21 protein-coding genes are annotated in these 19080 nt (G+C 61.8%); 12 read left to right on the top strand and 9 right to left on the bottom strand.

The window, feature by feature from the left end:
* Positions 1–7: 7 nt before the first annotated feature.
* From C2L64_RS21995 to C2L64_RS21980, 4 genes are all read right to left on the bottom strand, one after another.
* Entirely contained in the window at positions 8–337 is a 330-nt protein-coding gene (locus C2L64_RS21995) for a hypothetical protein (protein ID WP_236674161.1), read from the bottom strand.
* An 89-nt stretch (positions 338–426) separates the two neighbouring features.
* Positions 427–666, bottom strand: coding sequence for a hypothetical protein (locus C2L64_RS21990; protein WP_007585677.1), 240 nt, complete (start codon positions 664–666; stop codon positions 427–429).
* Between the two features lie 52 nt (positions 667–718).
* Entirely contained in the window at positions 719–1087 is a 369-nt protein-coding gene (locus C2L64_RS21985) for a nuclear transport factor 2 family protein (protein WP_007585679.1), read from the bottom strand.
* A gap of 196 nt (positions 1088–1283) precedes the next feature.
* The gene (locus tag C2L64_RS21980) at positions 1284–1538 is read right to left on the bottom strand and encodes a hypothetical protein (protein WP_007585681.1); all 255 of its coding nucleotides are present in this window, start codon (positions 1536–1538) and stop codon (positions 1284–1286) included.
* 129 nt (positions 1539–1667) lie between these two features.
* Between C2L64_RS21980 and C2L64_RS21975 the strand changes: the two genes are divergently transcribed.
* The 11 genes from C2L64_RS21975 (at position 1668) to C2L64_RS21930 (ending at position 10509) form a co-directional block, all read left to right on the top strand.
* Positions 1668–2537, top strand: coding sequence for a helix-turn-helix domain-containing protein (locus C2L64_RS21975; protein ID WP_238554699.1), 870 nt, complete (start codon positions 1668–1670; stop codon positions 2535–2537).
* Between the two features lie 9 nt (positions 2538–2546).
* Positions 2547–3074, top strand: a complete 528-nt coding sequence (locus C2L64_RS21970) for a GNAT family N-acetyltransferase (protein WP_007585684.1) — start codon at positions 2547–2549, stop codon at positions 3072–3074.
* A 380-nt stretch (positions 3075–3454) separates the two neighbouring features.
* Positions 3455–3790: a hypothetical protein gene (locus tag C2L64_RS21965; protein WP_007585686.1), complete on the top strand. Its 336-nt coding sequence runs from the start codon at positions 3455–3457 to the stop codon at positions 3788–3790.
* A 123-nt stretch (positions 3791–3913) separates the two neighbouring features.
* A complete protein-coding gene (locus C2L64_RS21960) occupies positions 3914–4294 on the top strand; it encodes a hypothetical protein (protein ID WP_007585688.1) in 381 nt (126 codons plus the stop codon).
* Positions 4295–4298: 4 nt separating this feature from the next.
* A complete protein-coding gene (locus tag C2L64_RS54150; protein WP_039901008.1) occupies positions 4299–4439 on the top strand; it encodes a hypothetical protein in 141 nt (46 codons plus the stop codon).
* Positions 4440–4475: 36 nt separating this feature from the next.
* Entirely contained in the window at positions 4476–5867 is a 1392-nt protein-coding gene (locus tag C2L64_RS21955; protein WP_007585690.1) for an APC family permease, read from the top strand.
* A gap of 31 nt (positions 5868–5898) precedes the next feature.
* Positions 5899–6576: a hypothetical protein gene (locus C2L64_RS21950; protein WP_100216037.1), complete on the top strand. Its 678-nt coding sequence runs from the start codon at positions 5899–5901 to the stop codon at positions 6574–6576.
* Entirely contained in the window at positions 6563–6859 is a 297-nt protein-coding gene (locus C2L64_RS21945; protein ID WP_007585694.1) for a hypothetical protein, read from the top strand. Before C2L64_RS21950 ends, C2L64_RS21945 begins: the two co-directional genes overlap by 14 nt.
* 246 nt (positions 6860–7105) lie before the next feature.
* Positions 7106–8236 carry an aminomethyltransferase family protein gene (locus tag C2L64_RS21940; RefSeq protein ID WP_007585696.1) on the top strand — a complete coding sequence of 377 codons (1131 nt, stop codon included), beginning with the start codon at positions 7106–7108 and terminating at the stop codon, positions 8234–8236.
* 106 nt (positions 8237–8342) lie between these two features.
* The gene (locus C2L64_RS21935) at positions 8343–9983 is read left to right on the top strand and encodes an APC family permease (protein WP_007585697.1); all 1641 of its coding nucleotides are present in this window, start codon (positions 8343–8345) and stop codon (positions 9981–9983) included.
* A gap of 37 nt (positions 9984–10020) precedes the next feature.
* Positions 10021–10509 carry a hypothetical protein gene (locus tag C2L64_RS21930; protein ID WP_039901011.1) on the top strand — a complete coding sequence of 163 codons (489 nt, stop codon included), beginning with the start codon at positions 10021–10023 and terminating at the stop codon, positions 10507–10509.
* A gap of 9 nt (positions 10510–10518) precedes the next feature.
* Here the strand turns inward: C2L64_RS21930 and C2L64_RS21925 are convergent, their stop codons facing one another.
* Complete coding sequence (locus C2L64_RS21925; RefSeq protein WP_007585702.1) at positions 10519–12399, bottom strand: sensor domain-containing diguanylate cyclase; 1881 nt, start codon at positions 12397–12399, stop codon at positions 10519–10521.
* Positions 12400–12465: 66 nt separating this feature from the next.
* Between C2L64_RS21925 and C2L64_RS21920 the strand changes: the two genes are divergently transcribed.
* Positions 12466–14277, top strand: a complete 1812-nt coding sequence (locus C2L64_RS21920) for a histidine kinase (RefSeq protein ID WP_007585703.1) — start codon at positions 12466–12468, stop codon at positions 14275–14277.
* Positions 14278–14289: 12 nt separating this feature from the next.
* Here C2L64_RS21920 and C2L64_RS21915 read toward each other — a convergent pair whose 3' ends face one another.
* The 4 genes from C2L64_RS21915 to C2L64_RS21900 all read right to left on the bottom strand — a co-directional run bounded on the left by C2L64_RS21915 (position 14290) and on the right by C2L64_RS21900 (position 19079).
* Positions 14290–15426 carry a porin gene (locus C2L64_RS21915; RefSeq protein ID WP_007585705.1) on the bottom strand — a complete coding sequence of 379 codons (1137 nt, stop codon included), beginning with the start codon at positions 15424–15426 and terminating at the stop codon, positions 14290–14292.
* A gap of 125 nt (positions 15427–15551) precedes the next feature.
* Positions 15552–16145 carry a dimethylamine monooxygenase subunit DmmA family protein gene (locus C2L64_RS21910; protein ID WP_007585706.1) on the bottom strand — a complete coding sequence of 198 codons (594 nt, stop codon included), beginning with the start codon at positions 16143–16145 and terminating at the stop codon, positions 15552–15554.
* A 27-nt stretch (positions 16146–16172) separates the two neighbouring features.
* Positions 16173–17852: an APC family permease gene (locus tag C2L64_RS21905; protein ID WP_007585707.1), complete on the bottom strand. Its 1680-nt coding sequence runs from the start codon at positions 17850–17852 to the stop codon at positions 16173–16175.
* Between the two features lie 156 nt (positions 17853–18008).
* Positions 18009–19079, bottom strand: a complete 1071-nt coding sequence (locus C2L64_RS21900) for a heme-dependent oxidative N-demethylase family protein (protein ID WP_007585708.1) — start codon at positions 19077–19079, stop codon at positions 18009–18011.
* Between the last annotated feature and the right edge of the window lies 1 nt (position 19080).

The raw sequence follows: 19080 nt of genomic DNA, 5'->3' as shown, positions 1-19080 counted from the left end.
CGTGTCATCAAACTGACACGCGGATCTTGTGGTCCTTCTGCATTTCCTCGAGCTGCTTCTGCGCTTCGAGTTCTTTCTTCATCATGTCGCGGACTTTCTGCATGACCTTTTCGCGCTCTTCGGGCGACATTTTCTTCAGGTCTTCTTCCGTGATGCCGAGCTTCGCGAGAATCATCTTCTCGATTCGCTCGCCCGTGGTGCCTTTCGTGTAATCGGTCAACTGATCGAGCAGTTCCTTGAAGCTCGGCTTGTTGCCCGCTTGCGTGCCGGAACTGCTGCCAACCGCGCTATTCGTGCTGCCCGTGCCCATCGTTCCGATGTTGTTCGTCGTTTGCATGGTCTTGCGTTCCCCGAGGTCTTGTTGAAATTCAAATCTGACATCTGCATTACGCTTGCGCAGCACTTTAGTCAGGACGAACAACGGCGTCAACGGTTCTGAGATGACATATTCGGACACAAACACCATCTGAGCCAGCCGACCAGCGCGAGCAGCATGAGCCCCGCGCCGCCGAGCACCGGCTCACGCCACGCGACGAGCGCGATGAACGTGAATGCGCGGGCGCCTGCGAGCAGCGCGAATCCGGCAATGGCACCCGATGCCGCATCGATTGTGTCCTGCACGCGTGCATACGCGTCGGCGTTCAAGGTGACGGCGGGCTCATGCATGATCGCTCTCCTGTCTTGGTATGTGGGATGGCTGGTTATTGCTGGCTATGCGTCAGGCTGCGCCGGGCGCTTCGTCGAGAAAGCCGGTGACGGACTGCAGCCGGCCGCCCGACTCGACGACGCCGAAGTCGGAGCCCTTCACGATCGAAGCGCCCGAGGGCGTCAGCAATTCCCACGAGAAGCGCAGGCGATCCGCGAAGCCGTCGACCTCCGTCGTGCGGCGAAACGTGTGGTGCGGAAAGCGCTCATGGACGGCGTGGATCATCGCGTCGATGCCGTCGTGCCCGTTGCCGGACAGAAGCGGATCGAGGTAAGCGGCATCGTTCGCCCAGGTCGCCGAAATCAGCTCGCGGCGGCGGCCGGTATCGGTTTCGTTCCAGGCGTCGAAGTAACGGTCGATCAGTGCGGTATGCGCGTTCATCATTGATTCCTTCAGTCGATGGAGGGTCGAGAAGTCCGCCGCGTGCTGCGTGTTTGCGGCGGCCTCGAACTGAAGATTCGTCGATGAACGTACGTGAGTCGATTACGCGGGAGGTAATGATCCGGCAGCACCCGCCGCTTCACAGCGGGCAGGTGCCGGCGAGAAAATCATGCGGAGTGGATTCGGCGAACGCGTGCTATGCGTTCGCGGTGCTGATCTGATCGGCGAGCCGCCGCCCTGCGTCATACCCGGCTTCGCGCGCTTCCTCTTCGCTGTGGAACGTCGCGACGAGTTCCTGGAAGCGGCGGCTTTGTCCTGCAAGATGCGCGTCGGCGCCGTGATGGCACACATAACCGACGTAGTGCCACAAGGTCTCCGGCACGGGCGGCCCATAGGCCGTGACGGGAAGCACCCAGACTTCCTGGCCGTTGTGCTCGATCTTGTCCCACATGTTCGCCTCCGGAACGGTCGCTAGGGACTTCAGTATGAGCGCGTTTGGCTGCGCCGGCGACTGTGCGCGCGGCGACGCATTACCTCGGAGGTAATGGAATTGCTCCCGGGTTTGGCTATCATCGACGCCATGAACACGCTCACTGCCACCTTGTCCGCGCCCTCGGGCGCCCCTTCGATGAGCCGCACGGTCGGCGACATGCTGCGCGACTGGCGCCAGCGGCGCCGGATGAGCCAGTTGCTGCTCGCCTCCGAAGCCGAGATTTCGACGCGCCACCTGAGCTTCGTCGAATCGGGCCGCGCGCAGCCGAGCCGCGAAATGGTCATGCATCTGGCCGAACGGCTGGACGTGCCGCTGCGGGCGCGCAATGCGCTGCTGGTCGCGGCGGGCTATGCGCCGCTCTACCGCGAGCGGCAACTGAGCGACCCCCAACTGGACGCGGCGCGCGCAGCGATCGATCTCGTGCTCAAGGGCCACGAGCCGTATCCCGCCGTCGCCATCGACCGGCACTGGACGATCGTCGCCGCGAACAACGCGCTCGCGCCGCTGCTGACGGCCGCGAAACCCGCGCTGCTCGAAGCGCCCGTCAACGCGCTGCGTCTGTCGATGCATCCGGACGGCATCGCGTCGCAGATCGCCAACTGGCATGCCTGGCGCGCGCATCTGCTGTCGCGTCTGCAGCGCCAGGTCGACGTCAGCGCCGACCCGACGCTCGCCGCGCTCTACGACGAGCTGGCCGCCTACCCGACGCCGCCCGACGCCGAACCCGCCGACGAGAGCCCCGCCTCGCCGCTCGAACAGATTGCCGTGCCGCTGCGCCTGCGCACCGAAATCGGCGTGCTGTCGTTCTTCAGCACGACGACCGTGTTCGGCACGCCCGTCGACGTCACGCTGTCGGAACTCGCGATCGAAGCCTTCTTCCCCGCCGATCCGCAGACGGCCGACGCGCTGCGCAGGTTCGCGGATACGCGCGCGTCGTCGGACGCAGTGGGCGACTGAGGGACGCGCATGCACGAAAACATTTCGATCCGCCAGCTGGAGCCCGCCGACCGCGACGCGTTTTTTGCGCTGCGGCTGCGCGGCCTGAAAACGCACCCCGCCGCGTTTGGGCAAAGCTATGAAGATGCCGTCGAGCGCGGCCCTTCGCAACACGATGCGATGCTGGACGGCACGCATGCCGCGTCCGGCAACTTCCTGCTGGGCGCGTTTTCATCGATAGATGGCGCGCTCGTCGGTACGGTCGGGCTGCTGCGCGAGACACGGTACAAGGAGCCCCACAAGGGCCATGTGATCGGCATGTACGTCGCAGCTGAAGCGGCGGGACGCGGCGCCGGGCGCGCGCTGCTGACGGAACTGCTCGCGCGCGCCGCGCAGATCGACGGATTGCGGCAGCTCGGTTTGCGGGTCACGAGCACGAACGGTTCGGCTCGCGCGCTGTACGAATCACTTGGGTTTCGCGTGTACGGAACGGAGCCGGACGCGCAGTGCATTGATGGCGTGTTTCACGACACCGATCTGATGGTGCGGTTCATCTGAACTCGCGACGAATCAGAAAGCAAATCCCGGCATGTGCGAGCGCCGCCTGCGTCGAGTGGGTGACATCGAAAGGACGGCATCGCACTGAATCACCGCCTCAGCGAACGTCTTGACCACGCCTGCCTGCCCCGTCGGCAGTTGTACGACTTCGATGCTGCCCGGCGACCTCAAGCCTCGATCGAATTTCCGCTGTCCTCGACTACCCGTATCGGGCACCGCAGCTCGGGGCTTCCAGCCATCTACCCCCTCAAACCATATTGACAAGCGTGCATCAAAGCACAAATATTGTCAGGAAACTTTGTTGACGCACGGGAATCACGGAGAAACAGCCAGATCATTGACCACCGCCGGCGTCGCCGGCACGACAAGGAGTTGCCGAGATGGAACACGCAATCCGCAAGCGTATTGATCAAATGTTCCTGCGCGACCGGCGCATGGCGCAAATCGCTCTTCTGGCGCTCTGGGTCACTTTGGGCTACGTCTACTTCGCGATGACCGCCCAGACAACGGATACATCCGTACGCGTCGCGCTCACCATCGGCGTGGGCGCCGTGCTCGTTTTCAACTCCGCCTCGATCCTTGCCATGATCCGCCATTACGAGGAAGACAAGGATCACATCTACGGCCTCGACATACGCCACCTGGACGAAAACCGCGCCAGCAAGGCAGAACTCGCAAGACGCGACGACGAGTCACTCAGTCCAGCCGTCAAGTAAGCGTTCGGACCTTATTTTCACCGTGTTTCGACGCGCCCTCAGTTGCCACGCCGGCAACTGAGCTGTACCCGCATTGCCCTTGAACATGCAAACCCGACGCCGACCCGCGAGGAGCAACTCACTATGACAACCGATTACGTCCCGCCCGTTCAGAAAGGCTTCGGGCAGCTTGTAGATAGCGTCTTTCTCCTCTTGCTCGTGTACTGCAGCCTGCTTGCACCGCTGTTGCTCAAGGCACCCGACAAGCCACCCGAAGCGCAAACCGCGAAAACGCAGGTGTCGTGGCGGGAACTCGGACAAAACCCGGCGATGGAAGCGCAATGGCGCAAGCTCGGCTACGACGCAGAGCAGGCCAAGCCCATCATTACCACCCGCTTCGACTATCAGATCGAACCTGTCTCGCTGATCGTGACGGCACTCGTGATCGTCGGTTATTTCGGGTTCGTGCTGCGCGTGTCGGACAGGCAATATCGGCAGGTGATCGCCGAAAAATTCGGGGAGTGACGCGATGAACTTCTGGCAATGGTCGAGCAATGCCGCGTGGGGCCTGTCGATCCTGATTTTCGCGTGGATCCTCATCGACGCATTCAAGGTCGGGCGCGACTACAACGACGACTTCCTGATGAGTTCCACGGAAGGCAAGGAATAAGAAAACCCTAGGCATCAACCCGCGGAGGAGCGGCTCATGAGTGACGCAACAGCAGGACAGACAGGCGAGCGCATCGCGTTGCTGAAAGTGTTGGGACCGATTCACGTATGGGCGCTCGGCGTCGGTATCGTGCTAGTCGGCGAGTTCATGGGATGGAACTTCTCCGTCGCCAAAGGCGGCGCATATGGATCACTGATCGCGTGCTGGATCATCGGCCTGCTCTATACGTGCGTGGCCATGATCGACTCGGAAGTGACGTCCACCGTCGCTGCGGCGGGCGGACAGTACACGCAGGCAAAGCACATCATCGGGCCGCTCATGGCGTTCAACGTGGGGCTCTATCTCGTGATGGCGTACACGATGCTCGAGGCCGCGGATGCGCTCGTGGTCGGCGATCTGATCAAGGCCGTGGCTGCCGACTCAGGCTACGCGAACTTCGACTCGCGGCCGTTCACGCTCGTGACGATCGCGTTTCTCGCGCTCCTCAACTATCGCGGCGTGTTCGTGACGCTCACGGTCAACTTCGTGATCACGGCCGTCGCATTCATCGCGATCGTTGTGCTGTTCCTGGGTGTCGCGCCCTGGCATCCGGGGCAAACGCTGATTCATCACGAACTGCTCACGCAGTTGCCCTATGGATGGCTCGGCGTCGTCGCCGCCTTGCAGTTCGGCATGTGGTATTACCTGGGTATCGAAGGCACCTGTCAGGCGGCGGAGGAGGTTCGCTCGGCGGGCCGATCGATTCCGCTTGGGACCATGTGCGGCATGATTACGCTGCTCATCGCGGCAGCCATGACCTGGTATGTCGCCACAGGACTCATGCCGTGGGAGTACCTGGGCCAGGCGGTGACTCCGCTCTACGACGCCGCGCGTCTGTCGGGCAGCAAGTCCTTGCAGACGCTGCTGTTCGTGGGCACCCTGTTCTCGGCCGTCGCCTCCGCTAACGGCTGCATCAACGACGCGTCGCGAGCGTGGTTCTCGATGTCGCGCGACCGCTATATGCCGATGTGGTTTGGCGCCGTGCACCCGCGCTATCGCACGCCTTATCGCGCGATCATCTTTCTCGTGCCAATCGCCATTTCGTTCGCGTTCACGGGCCTGCTCGACCAGGTGATCACGTTCTCGATTCTCTCCGGCCTGCTCGGTTACACGTTCATGTCGATCAATATCGTCAAGTTCCGCCGGCAGTGGCCGCTTGGCAGCATCAATCGCGGCTACATCCATCCGTTTCATCCCATTCCAGCCATCGTGCTGGCGGTGCTGTGCACCGCCACTTACTTCGCGACTTATCTGGGCTATGGCGCTTCGCTGCTGTCGATCATGGCGTTCTATATCACGGCCTCGATCTGGTTCGCGCTGCATCGCTACAAGTACGTGAAGCGCGGCGATCAGTTCACGATGGACTGGCCACGTCCGAAGAATTATTGATGCGGCCCGCGCCAACATGGAGCGCTTCGACATGCAATTGATGGGCATCGCACTGGCCGTTCTATTTCTCGCCACGCTTGGCCTGATGCACTGGCGCGATCGCAACGCACTGCGAGCGGAGCGCGGCAAGCTGTTCGATGCGTGCCTCGCGCTCTTCGAGCAGCATCGGCTGACGCAGGACGCCGTCGCCTGGCCTGCGCTTGCCGGGCGCTATGGCGGGCATGAAGTGCACATCGAGCCGCTCGTCGACGACGTCGCCTTTCGCAAGGTGCCGTCGCTCTGGCTGCTCGTCACGGTGAAACGCAAACTGCCAATGACGGGTGCCGTCGATCTGCTCGTGCGCGCGCAGAACACGGAATTCTATTCACCCGCCGACGGTTTGCCTGTTCGGATCATGACGCCGCATGCGTGGCCTCGCCAAATGACGATCAAAGCCGACAGACCTGCAACGGAACTTCCGCTTGCCGTGCTCGATCCTCACGTGAAGCGGTTCTTTACCGACCCGCGCGCGAAGGAGATGCTCGTCACGCGCCAAGGCGTGAGGATGGTCTATCAGGCGCACGCTGCTGAGCGCGGCGATTATCTGGTGTTACGCCGGGCCGTGTTTCGCGAGGCACGGCTCCCCGCAGCGCTCGTCAAGTCGCTGCTGGATCAGGCCATGCATGTGTGTACCGATGTGATGAAGGGAGGTGTCCATGGGAAAGCGTGAGGCCACACGCAGCAGACGGCCGCTGCACCCTTATCTCGTGCTGGTGGCGGCAGTCCTATTGCCCGGCGCGGGCCAGGTGATCAACCGGATGCCGACGCGCGCGCTGATCATGATGTTCTTCATGCTGTCGTTAGGGTTTGTCACGATGCAGCTCGCCGCGCCCGAACGGTCCTTTGCTGGACGGCATGCCGGCGGGCTTTTTGTCTACGCCATCGCGGTGATGGACGCGTATTTCATCGCGAGATTTCGGTGGGAGATGTTTCGAAATCGTGCTGTTGCCTGATCGCCTGCATCACGTCTACCTCGCTCTCCGCCTGAATCCAATTGCTTCGTGAGGGGTAAATGTACTCCCTTCACGACAGCCCTACCTCACCGGTTATACCCCGTCGACAGGATTGAGCATTTGTCCCAGATCGGAAACGATCTTACCTACGGAGACAATGCTGCGTAGCTTCAATTCGTCCTGTTCGCGAATTCCCACGATGCGCACTCCCCTCCAATTCATACCGTCCATTTCACGGAGTGTCATATGGCAAATTCATGGCGCATCTCAGCACTCGCGGACCGTCATCGCGCGTTGGGCTCTCAGCTGGAGGACTGGAACGGCATGGGCACCGCGTGGACCTACTCCACGGATCTCGCCGACCATCACGAAGCTATCCGCACCAGAGCGGGACTGATGGATGTCTCCGGCCTGAAGAAGGTGCACTACGTGGGCCCTCATGCCGAGTCCCTGCTCGATTGGGCGACGACACGCGACATCGGCAAGCTCTACCCAGGCAAGTCCGCCTACGCCGCCATCCTCAACGAGGAGGGCAAGTTCGTCGACGACTGCATCGTGTACCGCACGGGTCCCAACGCGTTCATGGTCGTGCATGGCGCGGGTACAGGCTACGAACGCCTGGTGCGTTCCGCGCAAGGCCGTCAGGTCGCTGTGCTGTTCGACGATGACCTGCATGACCTGTCGTTGCAAGGACCGCGTGCCGTTGAGTTTCTTGCGGAACATGTGCCCGGCATACGCGATCTGCCGTACTTTCATCATGTGCAAACACGTCTTTTTGGCCGGCCCGTGATGATCTCGCGCACCGGCTATACGGGCGAGCGCGGCTACGAAATCTTCTGCAAGGCCGCCGACGCCCCGCTGATCTGGGACACCATCCTGCAAAAGGGCGCTGGATTCGGCATCGTTCCGTGTGCGTTCCTTGCGTTGGACTGGTTGCGCGTCGAGAGTTACCTGCTCTTCTTCCCCTACGATAACTCCGAGATGTACCCATTCGCGGACGAAAAAGCGGGCGATACCTTGTGGGAGCTGGGTCTCGACTTTACTGTTTCGCCTGGCAAGACCGAATTCTGTGGTGCACGAGAACATTTCCGGCTCGCCGGAAAAGAGCGCTTCCGGATCTATGGCGTCGATATCGCCGCCTCGCGCCCTGCGGCTGCTGGCGACACGCTGTGGCACAACGGCGAACAGGTCGGCGTTATCACCTGCGGCATGTACTCGCGGCTCACTGGCCGTTCACTCGCCATTGCGCGCCTGAACGTCGCCCAGGCCCGGGAAGGCGTTGCGCTCGAGGTAAAAGGCAGTCTCGAAGCCCACGCGAGCGCGGCAGCGCTGCCATTCGACGACCCCGACAAGAAAAAGCGCACGGCAGTTGGGTAAGCCGGTTGACAATAACCGTCACCCAGCCGCCCGCCGCAAACTGAATCTTCAAAACTAAAGAGCACTACCGTGACAACCGTCCGGTTTGTGCTCAAGGAGACGTAAATTGAGTGCAACCGAAGAAATTCACCGCCTGGAGGGACTGTCCGACGACGGCGTGCGGTCAACCCTCAAGCGTTCGCTGACGTGGAAGGACGCCTTCTGGGTAGCGAGCGGCTCGCCGGCCTTTGTTCTTTTTACGCTGGGCGCCATTGCCGCGACCGTCGGCCAGCCAGCGTGGATCATCTGGATCGCGTCCATCACCATCGGGTTCATTCAGTGCTTCACGTATGCCGAAATTTCCGGGCTCTTTCCTCATAAATCGGGTGGCGCGTCAATCTATGGCGCGATTGCATGGGTGCGCTATTCGAAGTTTCTCGCGCCCGTCTCCGTGTGGTGCAACTGGTTTGCGTGGTCGCCCGTGCTCGCACTCGGTACGGGTCTCGGCGCAAGCTATGTTCTCTCGACACTCTTTCCCGCAGACGCCGCGATCAACACGTGGTCGTATACCCTGCTGAAGCTCGACTTCATCAAGGAGGGCCTGAATCTTCGCATCAACTCGACTTTCATCCTTGGTGCAGCACTCCTGCTGCTGACATTCTTCGTTCAGCATCACGGCGCGGAACGCGCCGCCAAACTGCAAAAGTACATGGGCATTGCCGCCCTCGTTCCGTTGACCGTGTTTGGCCTCGAGCCGTTGATCACGGGCAGCGTGCATATGAGCAACTGGTTTCCGCTGCTGCCGCTTGCGCATGACGCCAAGGGCAACGTCGTGCCGGGAACATGGAATACGGCGGGCGTAACGCTGATGATCGGCGGGCTCTTTGTCGCGGGCTGGTCGACTTATGGTTTCGAAACGGCCGTCTGCTATACGCGTGAATTCAAGAACCCTAAAACGGACACGTTCAAGGCGATCTTCTATTCCGGCTTGCTGTGCCTCGCGGTGTATATCCTCGTGCCGCTGTCGTTCCAGGGCGCCATGGGACTCAAGGGCCTGCTCGCACCCGACATCTATGACGGCACGGGTGTCGCGGCGGCCATGGCGAGAATCATCGGCGGCGGCGCGACGATCTTCTACCTGATCGTCGTCATGCTCGTGTTCACGCTGTTGCTGTCGGTGATGACGTCGATGATGGGCTCCTCCCGCACGCTGTATCAGGCATCCGTTGACGGCTGGCTGCCGCGCTACCTGTCGCACGTGAACGAACACGGCGCACCGACGCGCGCGATGTGGACCGACCTGTGCTTCAACCTGATTCTGCTGATGATGTCGGACAATGTCGCGGTACTGGCCATGTCCAATGTCTGCTACTTCGGGTTTGTTTTCCTGAACCTTCAGGCCGGCTGGATTCACCGGCTCGACCGTCCGAACTGGGCACGTCCGTTCAAATGCCCGAACTGGCTGCTGGCACTCGGCGCTCTGTGCGGGTTCATCGATCTGGTGTGCATTGGCGCAGGCGCGGATATCTGGGGGCCGGGCACGTTGCGTAATGGTCTGGTGGCAATCGCGCTGATCATCCCCGTCTTCATCTTCCGGCACTATGTGCAGGACAAGGGCCGCTTCCCGGACGCGATGCTGGACGACATGGAACTGAAGTCCGACGACGGCGCGACGAAGCGGCGCGCCGGCTTGCTCCCCTATCTGACGCTCGTCGTAGCCGTGCTCGTGATCTGGCTGTCGCACCACTTCGCCGTGTTTCCGGCGTAATGGATGTCCCGTCCGGTGTCTACCTGTGAGGTCGTGCGTGAACAGAACCGAATATATAGCCAGAATCAAGGCGGCCTTCGAAGGCGAACTCTATGGAGAAGCATGGTTCGCCGCGATGGCCCGCGACGCAGTGGCCCCGGACAGACAGCGCAAGCTTGCCGTCATGGCACAGCTCGAATATCAGACGCGCATGCGCATGACGCCTCTGATCGCCCGTCTTGGCATCACGGGGATCGATGAAGCGGCTCAACGTGAAAAGGGAATCCGGCTTGCCCGGCAACACGCCGGGCAGCCGTGGCCCGCGTTCATCGCGTGGTTTATCGTGGAGATCGGGCGATTCGTTACGCTTTACGACGAGATGGAACGCAACAGCACGGACGAGGACGCCGCGATATTGACGGCACTGGCGAGTCATGAACGCGCGTTGCTCGAATTTGCCCGCCTTGAAGCGCAAGGCATGCCGGACCGTTCGCTCGAGCCCGTGCTCGCGCTGTTGGGCGAGCGGGACTGTGCCAGTCACCTCTGAATGCAGCGCTCACTTGTCTGCGCCCGCCTCGCCACCGACTTCCCAGCCTGAAGCGGCCAGTACGTGATCAAGCACTTTCTTCGGGTCGATCGTGCCGTCGCCAATCGATGCGCAGCCCACACGCGTTGAAACCCGGAACTCATGGCCCTCCACCCGAACGGGCGCCTCGATCAATCTCCGAAGATTGTCCCGGAGTTCATCCAGCGCCGCGTCCGGGCTGGTCGTCATGCGCTGCGCCAATGGTTGCGCGTTGCCGCACCAGCCGAGCGCGTCCGCGCTGAAATCGACGACCAGCACCACGAACACGTGCGGGTCGAGCAGCGCTGCGCAGTTGAGTTGCCCTTGTGTCACCTCGAGCCGCCTGCCGAATTCGATCAGCACCCGATCGGCGTAGTCCTGGCCAAAGCGCGTCGCCACCTGTTCGAGTTCGCCGACGTTGATCGCGAAAATTGCACAGGGCAGCGTGGTTCGCAACGAAATGGCCGCGGAAAACTCCATCCGGTCGATGAGCATCGACACGCTGGTGAGCCCCGTCGAGTGCTCGAACGTCAAGCGCCGGTTGGCGTTTTCTTCGACCATCTGCCTGCGCGCGACTTCGACAATGAACCCTTCCAGCCCCATCAGTTCGTCGCGTGCCGAATAGACACCGCAGCCCTGATCCCAAACCCATTTGGTCTGTCCCGAACGGTCCACGATCCGGTAGGTCAGCTCATACGGTTCGCGAGCCAGGACGCGAGCCCGCACCTCATTCCAGACGAACTCGCGGTCGTCCGGGTGAATCAGCGAGCGGAATGTGATCCGGCTTTCGTCGATCAGCTCGATCGCCTCATAGCCGGTCAGTTCAAAGCACCCTTCACTGACGAACTCCATCGACCAGTCGCGGTTGTTCTGGCCGCGATAGATCATCGCGCGCAGATTGGACAGCAGCGTGCGCAGGCTGCGCCGGCTTGCGCGCAGTGCATCTTCGTTGCGCCGCCGGTTCGAGATATCCGTCGCGAGACCGACGGCGCCGACCAGAATGCCTTCGTCATTGGTCACGGCGTGGCAGCGCAGTTCGACGTGAGCCGTCGTATTGTCAGCGCGGATGAGCCGCGCTTCCGTCACCAGTTCGCTCAGGTGACCATCGAGCAATACTTTCACGCGTGCGTTCAATGTCTCAGCGTCTTCCGGGTGAAAATACGACGAGAACAGCTTGAGCTCCGCGTCGCTGCCAACGGCACGCACGAGACTGCGCCACGCGGGATTAGAAAAGACCAGACGCAACTCGCGGTCGACACGAAACAGCGCTTGAGGCAATTGCAGAACGGCTTCCTGGCAGTGGTGCAGGAGTTGCACTTCGCTACGCTGCGCGTCCGCGCTCAAATACGGAGCGGGAAACTGCAGGAGCGTCATCCGCGAACCGCGTGCGCGCAGCGCCGTGACGGGATGCAAGCGAAAACTGCCGTCGCCATAGGCGATCCGCAGAGAACCCGAGGTGCGCTCCTCACCATCGCGCGATTGCGTGAGCAACGCGGTCAGATCGAGTAACGATTGCGGATGTACGAGATTGCTAAACGGCATGCCAACAATTTCGTCCGCGTACGACTCCCAGTGGGCATGTTTGAGAAACGCGCTGTTGACGAACACGAGCGCGTCGTTATCGAGCAGCACGGCGGGTGTGGAGAGGTTGGCGGCAAAAGCGCCCAGTTCGGGCGACTGGCGCGCGCGCGCGGCGCGCGGCGCTGTACGGCGTGCGCCGTACGCCATGAAGAGCAGAAATGCCGCAAGCCCCCCTGCCAGCCCAATCGAGACATACAATAGATCACTGCTGCCGGGACTGTAGCCAAGTCTGGGAATCACCAATGCAGCTACCGCAGCCAACAAAACCGTGGCGAACAGATAAACCGACATGACGTTCTCGCTTCGAAAAACAGGATCACTGATCGTAAGCGCTGCGCTCTACTACTTCATCTGCCAATGACTACCGACCAGTCCGCGACCGTTCACCGCTATCCGCTCTACGCGAAGGTCTGCTCGCTGCTCGCCTGCATCGTCGCCCTGATTGCGCTGCTCTACGTAAGCGCGTTCATGCAGAAGGGAGGATATGAAGGCTTCCGGCAGACTCTGTTCTCACTCGACGAAGCCGTGAGATTGCGGACCACGGCAGCGACACTGCAGACACGCTCGCAAGACACGGCAAATGCGCTGACTGAGCTGGCCGATTCGCTTGTCCGCAACGATACGCTACTGAACGACTGGAGGCAACGCGGCGCGCCTACCCCTGAAATCGCGACGCTGTTGCCCGCCTCGACAGTACCGGCTGCGCCCGACACCGAGCCCGCCAAAACGCTCGCGGCACTCAAAGCACTGCGCGTCCAGGTCGCTTACCAGGCCCAGGTGCATTCGGCCGTACTCGGGTTGCTACAGGCCTGTACGGCTTTCCTGCTGATCTTCGGCGTGGTGTCGCTTGCATGGGGCGCGCGCCGCGCGCTCGTCACGCGGCCGCACGCGGCCTTGCGGGCGCTGGCGGAAACCGGGCAGACGGTACCGCAAGGCCGCGATGAAATAGACCGCCTGCTCAAGCTCCAGGCGCAGCTCGCCGTCCGGCTGCGCACCGAGCAGGATGAGTCGACCCAGCTCAAACGGATCGTCGAAGACTACATTGCCTTCGCCGACCAGTCGCTCGAACTGCTCCATCACATCTGCGCACAGCTTGCCGAAGAAGAGCCCTCGGGCCGCACGCTCGAAGCCCTGCTGCAACGACTCGTCGGCGTCCTGCGGGTGAAGCGCATTGCGCTGGTGATGACGGAATCGACCGCCCAGCTACTCGATGTCGATTCCGTCGTTTCCCCGAACGGCGATGTGCCGTCCATCGTGCGCGCACGCGTCACGAGTGAACTGATGACGCTCGTCGGCACCCACACGTTTTCGCCTCTTGATGACGGCGAAGTACCACCGCGTGTGCTGGCCGCGCCAGTGCGCGTGCCGCTCGCCACCTATGGCGTGCTCATCGCGGAAGGCGAGCCGGACACGCACTTCGAGCAACGCCACCTGTATCTGCTGGAAACGATTGCCAGCGTGCTGGCGCATGCGATCTCGAACGTCAGCCGCGACGTGCGCGACCGGCGCATGGCGCTCTTCGAGGAACGCAATTCCATTGCGCGTGAACTGCATGACTCGCTCGCGCAATCGCTGTCGTACATGAAGATCCAGCTTGCCCGCCTGCAAGCCGTGCTGCCGCCCGAACTCTCGCAGAGCGACATCGCCGAAATCGCGCAAGGCATCCGCGAAGGCATCGACAGCGCTTATCGGCAGCTACGCGAACTGCTCACCACTTTCCGCTCGCCGATGCATGCGCACGGCCTCGCTTCCACGCTCGAAGATCTCGCCGAAGAATTCGGCTCGCGCAGCGAGGTACAAATCTCGATTGACAACCGTGTGCCGCGCATGCGCCTCACGGTCAATGAAGAGATGCACGTCGCGCAGATCGTGCGGGAAGCGCTGACCAACGTGATCCGCCATGCGCGCGCCACGACGGCCCAGGTGCAACTGATGTCGGACGGCCACTCGATGACCGTGTCGATCGACGACGACGGCCGGGGTATCGACCGCACCCAGGGCGATGAACATCACTACGGCCTCGCGATCATGCGGGAGCGCGCCCGCAGCCTCGGCGGACGGCTCGAACTGAAGCCGGCCGAACAGGGCTCGCGTGTGGTATTGAACTTCGTGCCCGCCGCGCTGGCCGCTCATAAGGCACGCGGCGTCAGTGGCGCAACCAGTCGTTGAGCGGCTGCCAGGCTAGAACTTCTGCGACAAGCCGATTCGGGCGACCACCTGATTTCCCGACGAGGACAGGCCGTTCGAACCAATGATATGCGCGGCATCGAGATCCGTTCCCGTGCTTGCGTTGGTATGTTGCCATGCGCCCTGGAGGTAAACCGAGGTTCGCTTGCTGAGGCTGTAGTTCAGCATGAGCGCGACCTGATGCCAGTTCGGGCTGTCGCTTCCCGCGTCGGATTCAAGCCGTCCATGCGTGAACGTGTAGGCGCCCGTCAGCGAGAGGTCCGGCATGAAGTAATACTGCCCGTTGATCTCGACGTTATCGAATTTCCACGACGTCCACGTCTGCGTTCCGATGTTCGGCGCATACGCGTTTGCGGCGGGTGAAGTCACGTCGACGTGCGAATACGCGAGCGATACATTGGCGTTTTCGGAGAACGTCCATTTCACGCCGGCATCGATATTCTGCTGCTTCGGCGCGACGAACACGGCGTCGGAGGAAACCGCCCCGTCCGCCGTAGTACCGACTCCGTTCAGATGCAGGTAGGCGACCGCAAGGGAAAGCGGGCCAGCGCTATAAGTCAGCCCTGCGCTGTAGGCGCGATTCGCGGAGAAGTTGGTCGTGTTGCTGAAGCCGTACACGCCTTCCAGCTGAAAACCATACAGTGTCGGGGAGACGTACTTGACGGAGTTGCCAAGCCGGAAATCGTAATCCGCATTGTCATTGTCGAACGGATGGGCCGCCAGATCGCCAATCGAGTTTCCTGCGGCGGTGAACGGGCTCCACATGTCGACGGTCGCATCGTACTGCCGGCCGAGCGTGAGCGTGCCTGCGGATGTCGACGCGAGGCCAACGAATGCCTGTCTCCCGAACAGGCGGCCGCCTTCGTTAAGCTGACCGCTATTCAGATTGACGCCACTTTCGAGGGTAAAGATCGCACTGAGTCCGCCGCCCAGATCTTCGCTGCCCTTCAGGCCAAAACTGGTTTCCGCCGTATCGCCACTCACCATGGCGAAGGCATGGTGTCCACCCGAATTACTGGTGTAATTCAAGCCGTCATCCAGCACGCCATAGAGCGTGACGGAACTTTGCGCATAACTATTTCCACAAAGGCACAACGCCGCACATGCGGCGCCGCGAAGCGCGGATTTCATTTGAGTCTCCTCTTGGCAAACAGGTAGCGGGACACCCGGCGTGCGGCTGTCCATGCGCGTGCTCATCGCGCCGTCAAAACGGCGCGATGAGCATCTCGATCAGACTGGGGAAGAACGACAGCGGACTACAGATACGGCTGAGAGATGGCGGGCAATTCGCCGGGCACTTCGGCATCCGCCTGTACACCCATGAACGCAGCAAGGCGCCGCGAAAAATGATCGCGCACAAGGAGCTGCCGCCCGCAACCGCAGCAGGCGACCACGTTCCGTGTGACGGGATCGTTGAACGCGTGGCAGTGAACGCAGTAGACGCGCCGCTGCAACGTGCCGCTGTGCTGCACCTGGACAGCTTCCGGCGCAAGCGCATGGTGCTGCGCGATGCGCCGGATCGACCAGATGAACGGCTCGCTGCCGAGCACGTAGATGCGCAAGCCGATCGTCGCCGTCGTCGTATCGCGCAGCGCCAGGTCGAACGCGGCGTAAAGCGATGCTTCGTCGGCGAAGGTGCGTTCTTTCACACCGTGGAACGTGATACCCGCACCGTGCCGTGTGGGGTCATTCACCTCCCACATGCTCATCGGTGAGAGCCCTGCGAGCGCAAGGCTCACGCGCACGCGATCCTCGGCGCTCGCTCCGTTCGTCACGAGCCAGTGGCGCGTGCCGTGCAGGTCGGGCGCCAGCGGCTTGTATTCAGGCCGGCTTGTGTTGGTCGACGTCATGACTGTTCCATCCGTTGCGCAAGAGGTTTAGTAGATGGCGAGGCTATGCGTCACCACGATCACCACGATGCCCGCCGCCACTGTCACGTACGGCAGGATGCCTGCGCGCCGCGCCACGCGTTGTGAGCCGACGAGTTGCATGTCCTCTTTCATCGCCTCAGGGAAATGCCCCTTGTCGGTCACGTAGTGGCGGAACAGGAACACCGGCACGATCAGCGCAGCGAAGCACAGTCCCGAGACGAGCGTGCCCGCGCCCCAGATATCCGCGCCCATGCCGAGCAGCGCGAGATTGACGAACGAGAACAGCGTACCGAGCGCGAGCAGCCAGTTCGGCGCACGGAACGGCCGGCTCCAGTCCGGGCGGTCCAGCCGGTGAATCCACGCGGAATTCAGGTTCAGGAAGTTGAAGATGATGTAACCGACGTTCGACATCGCCAGCACGAACACATAGTCCGACATCAGCAGCAGGACCAGGTTGAAGCACAGGTCCGTCCACATGGCTCGCGTCGGTGCGCCGTGCTCGTTGACATGCGACAGGTACTTCGGCAACCAGCCATCGACGGATGCCTGGTAAAGCGTGCGCGAAGACCCCGCCATCGACGTCATGATCGCCAGCACGAGCGCCAGCACCAGCATCACGATCAGAACGCGCTCGACCAGCAGGCCGCCGTGAATCATCGGCGCCATGGCTTTCGCGACGCCCATGCCGCTATAGATATCGGGCGAGAGCATGCCGTCATAGATAGCGGGCGTGACGATATTGCCGGCGGCATCCTTGACGGCGGGCGTCACCAGATGGCCGAGACCCAGCACGCCCTGAAACGCCAGCGGCACGATGGTAAACACGAAGATGCACAAGAGGCCTGAATACAGAATGGCCTTGAACGTATCGACCTTCGGATTGCGGAATTCACGCGTATAGCAGACGGCCGTTTCAAAGCCGTAGGTGGACCACGCCGCGATGAACAGCCCGCCCGCCATCAGCGTGATGCCCGCGCGATTCCAGCTGCCGTCGACGATCTGACCGGCGCTGTCCTTCGCAAACGGCACGAGCGGAAGCAGATTGTGCAGCGGCAGATCGCCGCTAATGAGCGGCACCGTGCCGACGAGGATCAGCGGAACCAGGGCGGCAATACCCAGTATCGTCTGGATTCGCGCGGCGTTCAGAATGCCGCGGTGCTGGATGGCGAAGGTGATGAGCAGTACCACCGCGCCGAGTATGAAGGTCGAGTTGATCCGCAAGCTCAGGCCCGAACGGAGCCAGTCGAGACTCACCAGCGTGATCTGCCAGGTATTGATCGCCGCATCAGCTGGAAACAGCACGGAGAGGATATACCCCGCCGCAAGCCCTGAACCGATGGCCAGCACGGGCGACCACGCGAACCAGTTGCACCAGACCGACAGCGGCGCGAACAGCTTCGAATAGCGCACCCACGCAATCGCGCCATAGACCGAGGCGCCGCCCGACTTGTGAGGGAACAGCCCGGCGATCTCCGCATACGAGAAAGACTGAATAAAGCCAAGACCAATCGAGACGATCCATACCGCCCACGACAGCTTGCCGACCGTCGCCGCGATCGAGCCGATTGAAAAGAGCACGAGCGCGGGCACGCCGCTCGCCACCCAGAATGCACCCGTCCAGCTGATCTTTCGATGTAAGGTACCGTCCGCCGTTTCGGCGGCATAGTCTTCGGAGACCGCGCTCATAACTGTCTTCCTTTTGGGGTGGAATGCCGATTGTGGGAATCGTTCCGCGTGAATGCGCCCGGGCCGCGCCGTGGCGGCGCGAACGCGGGAAGGAAACACTGCAACAGCTTGTAGTTGAGTAAGACGTATAACCCCGTGACGCAGTACCCGCAGTACCTACACCAACTCCACCCCGAGACGGTCGACTTCGGGATGCGTGCCGCCCGACAATGCAGAACCATCGTCCAACGGAGCGAGCCAGTCGATGGCCGTCTGCCGGTAGCGTGTGATGCCCTTGTACTCCGCCAGTTCCGGCGGCAACGACGAGAGCACGCGATGCAGCCGCTTGCCCCACTTCGGCACGCGTGTCAGGTCGCCGAGCGCAATCAGATAGCAGCGCACGCCGAACAGAATCGCGTTACTCCGCGGAAGGCGGAACAGCGTTTGCAATTCCACCCGCAGATGCAGCTTGTCGCCGATGTTTTGCGGCGTCACGCTCGCCCGGTCCGGGCCCCATTCGGGGTAACTTTCGGGTGACGTATCGAGCCGCGGATTGACCGTCATCGTCCAGTTCAACCGGCGCACGGGCGCGCCCAGTTGCATGCGCAACAGAAACTTGAGCGCGCGCTCGAAGATGCCAGCCTGATGCGCAAGCGGCACAGGACCATGCCATTCGACGAAGTTCATCCCAAGATCGAAATCGAGTGACCAGTCGGCCTGAGTCGTGACCATGCCGCCGTCCATGAACAGGTTGTCGTCACGCTGGTCGATCAGAACGAAGTCGCCTTGCGCCTGGCGCGTGATGTACTCGAACGGCGCGCAGGGCAACGTGCTGTCGTCACCGAATGTGAAGCTCTGCTCCAGCCCGAGCGGACGGTTAGTCCATTTCCATTGGTCGCCGTTGCGCTCCAGCGCGAAATGCCCGGGGTGGTCTTCGGCGAGACTTTCCATGATCAGTTCGAGCGTGTCCCATTGCGCCGGACCCATGTGATCGAGCACCTGACAGCGCCGCGGATCGCGTTCGAGCGTCAGCGCGCGTTCGCGGCATTCGGCGACATAGTGTTCGTCGATATCGAACGTGCTCCGGAACACGGGCGAGTTGCCGTCCTTCACATGCGGCTCGATATTGACCGAGTACATGTACTTGTCCTCGGGAAACGGAAACGGAAAGCGCAGGATCGCTTCGTCGCTGTTCCGGAACGTGAAGGTATCGCGGAAGGTTTCGTCGGTCTTGAAATCGATTGCCATG

The organism is Paraburkholderia hospita (assembly GCF_002902965.1).
Taxonomy (GTDB): Bacteria; Pseudomonadota; Gammaproteobacteria; order Burkholderiales; family Burkholderiaceae; genus Paraburkholderia; species Paraburkholderia hospita.
Note: the sequence above shows the minus strand (reverse complement) of the source record. Positions and strands in the feature narration are given on the sequence as shown.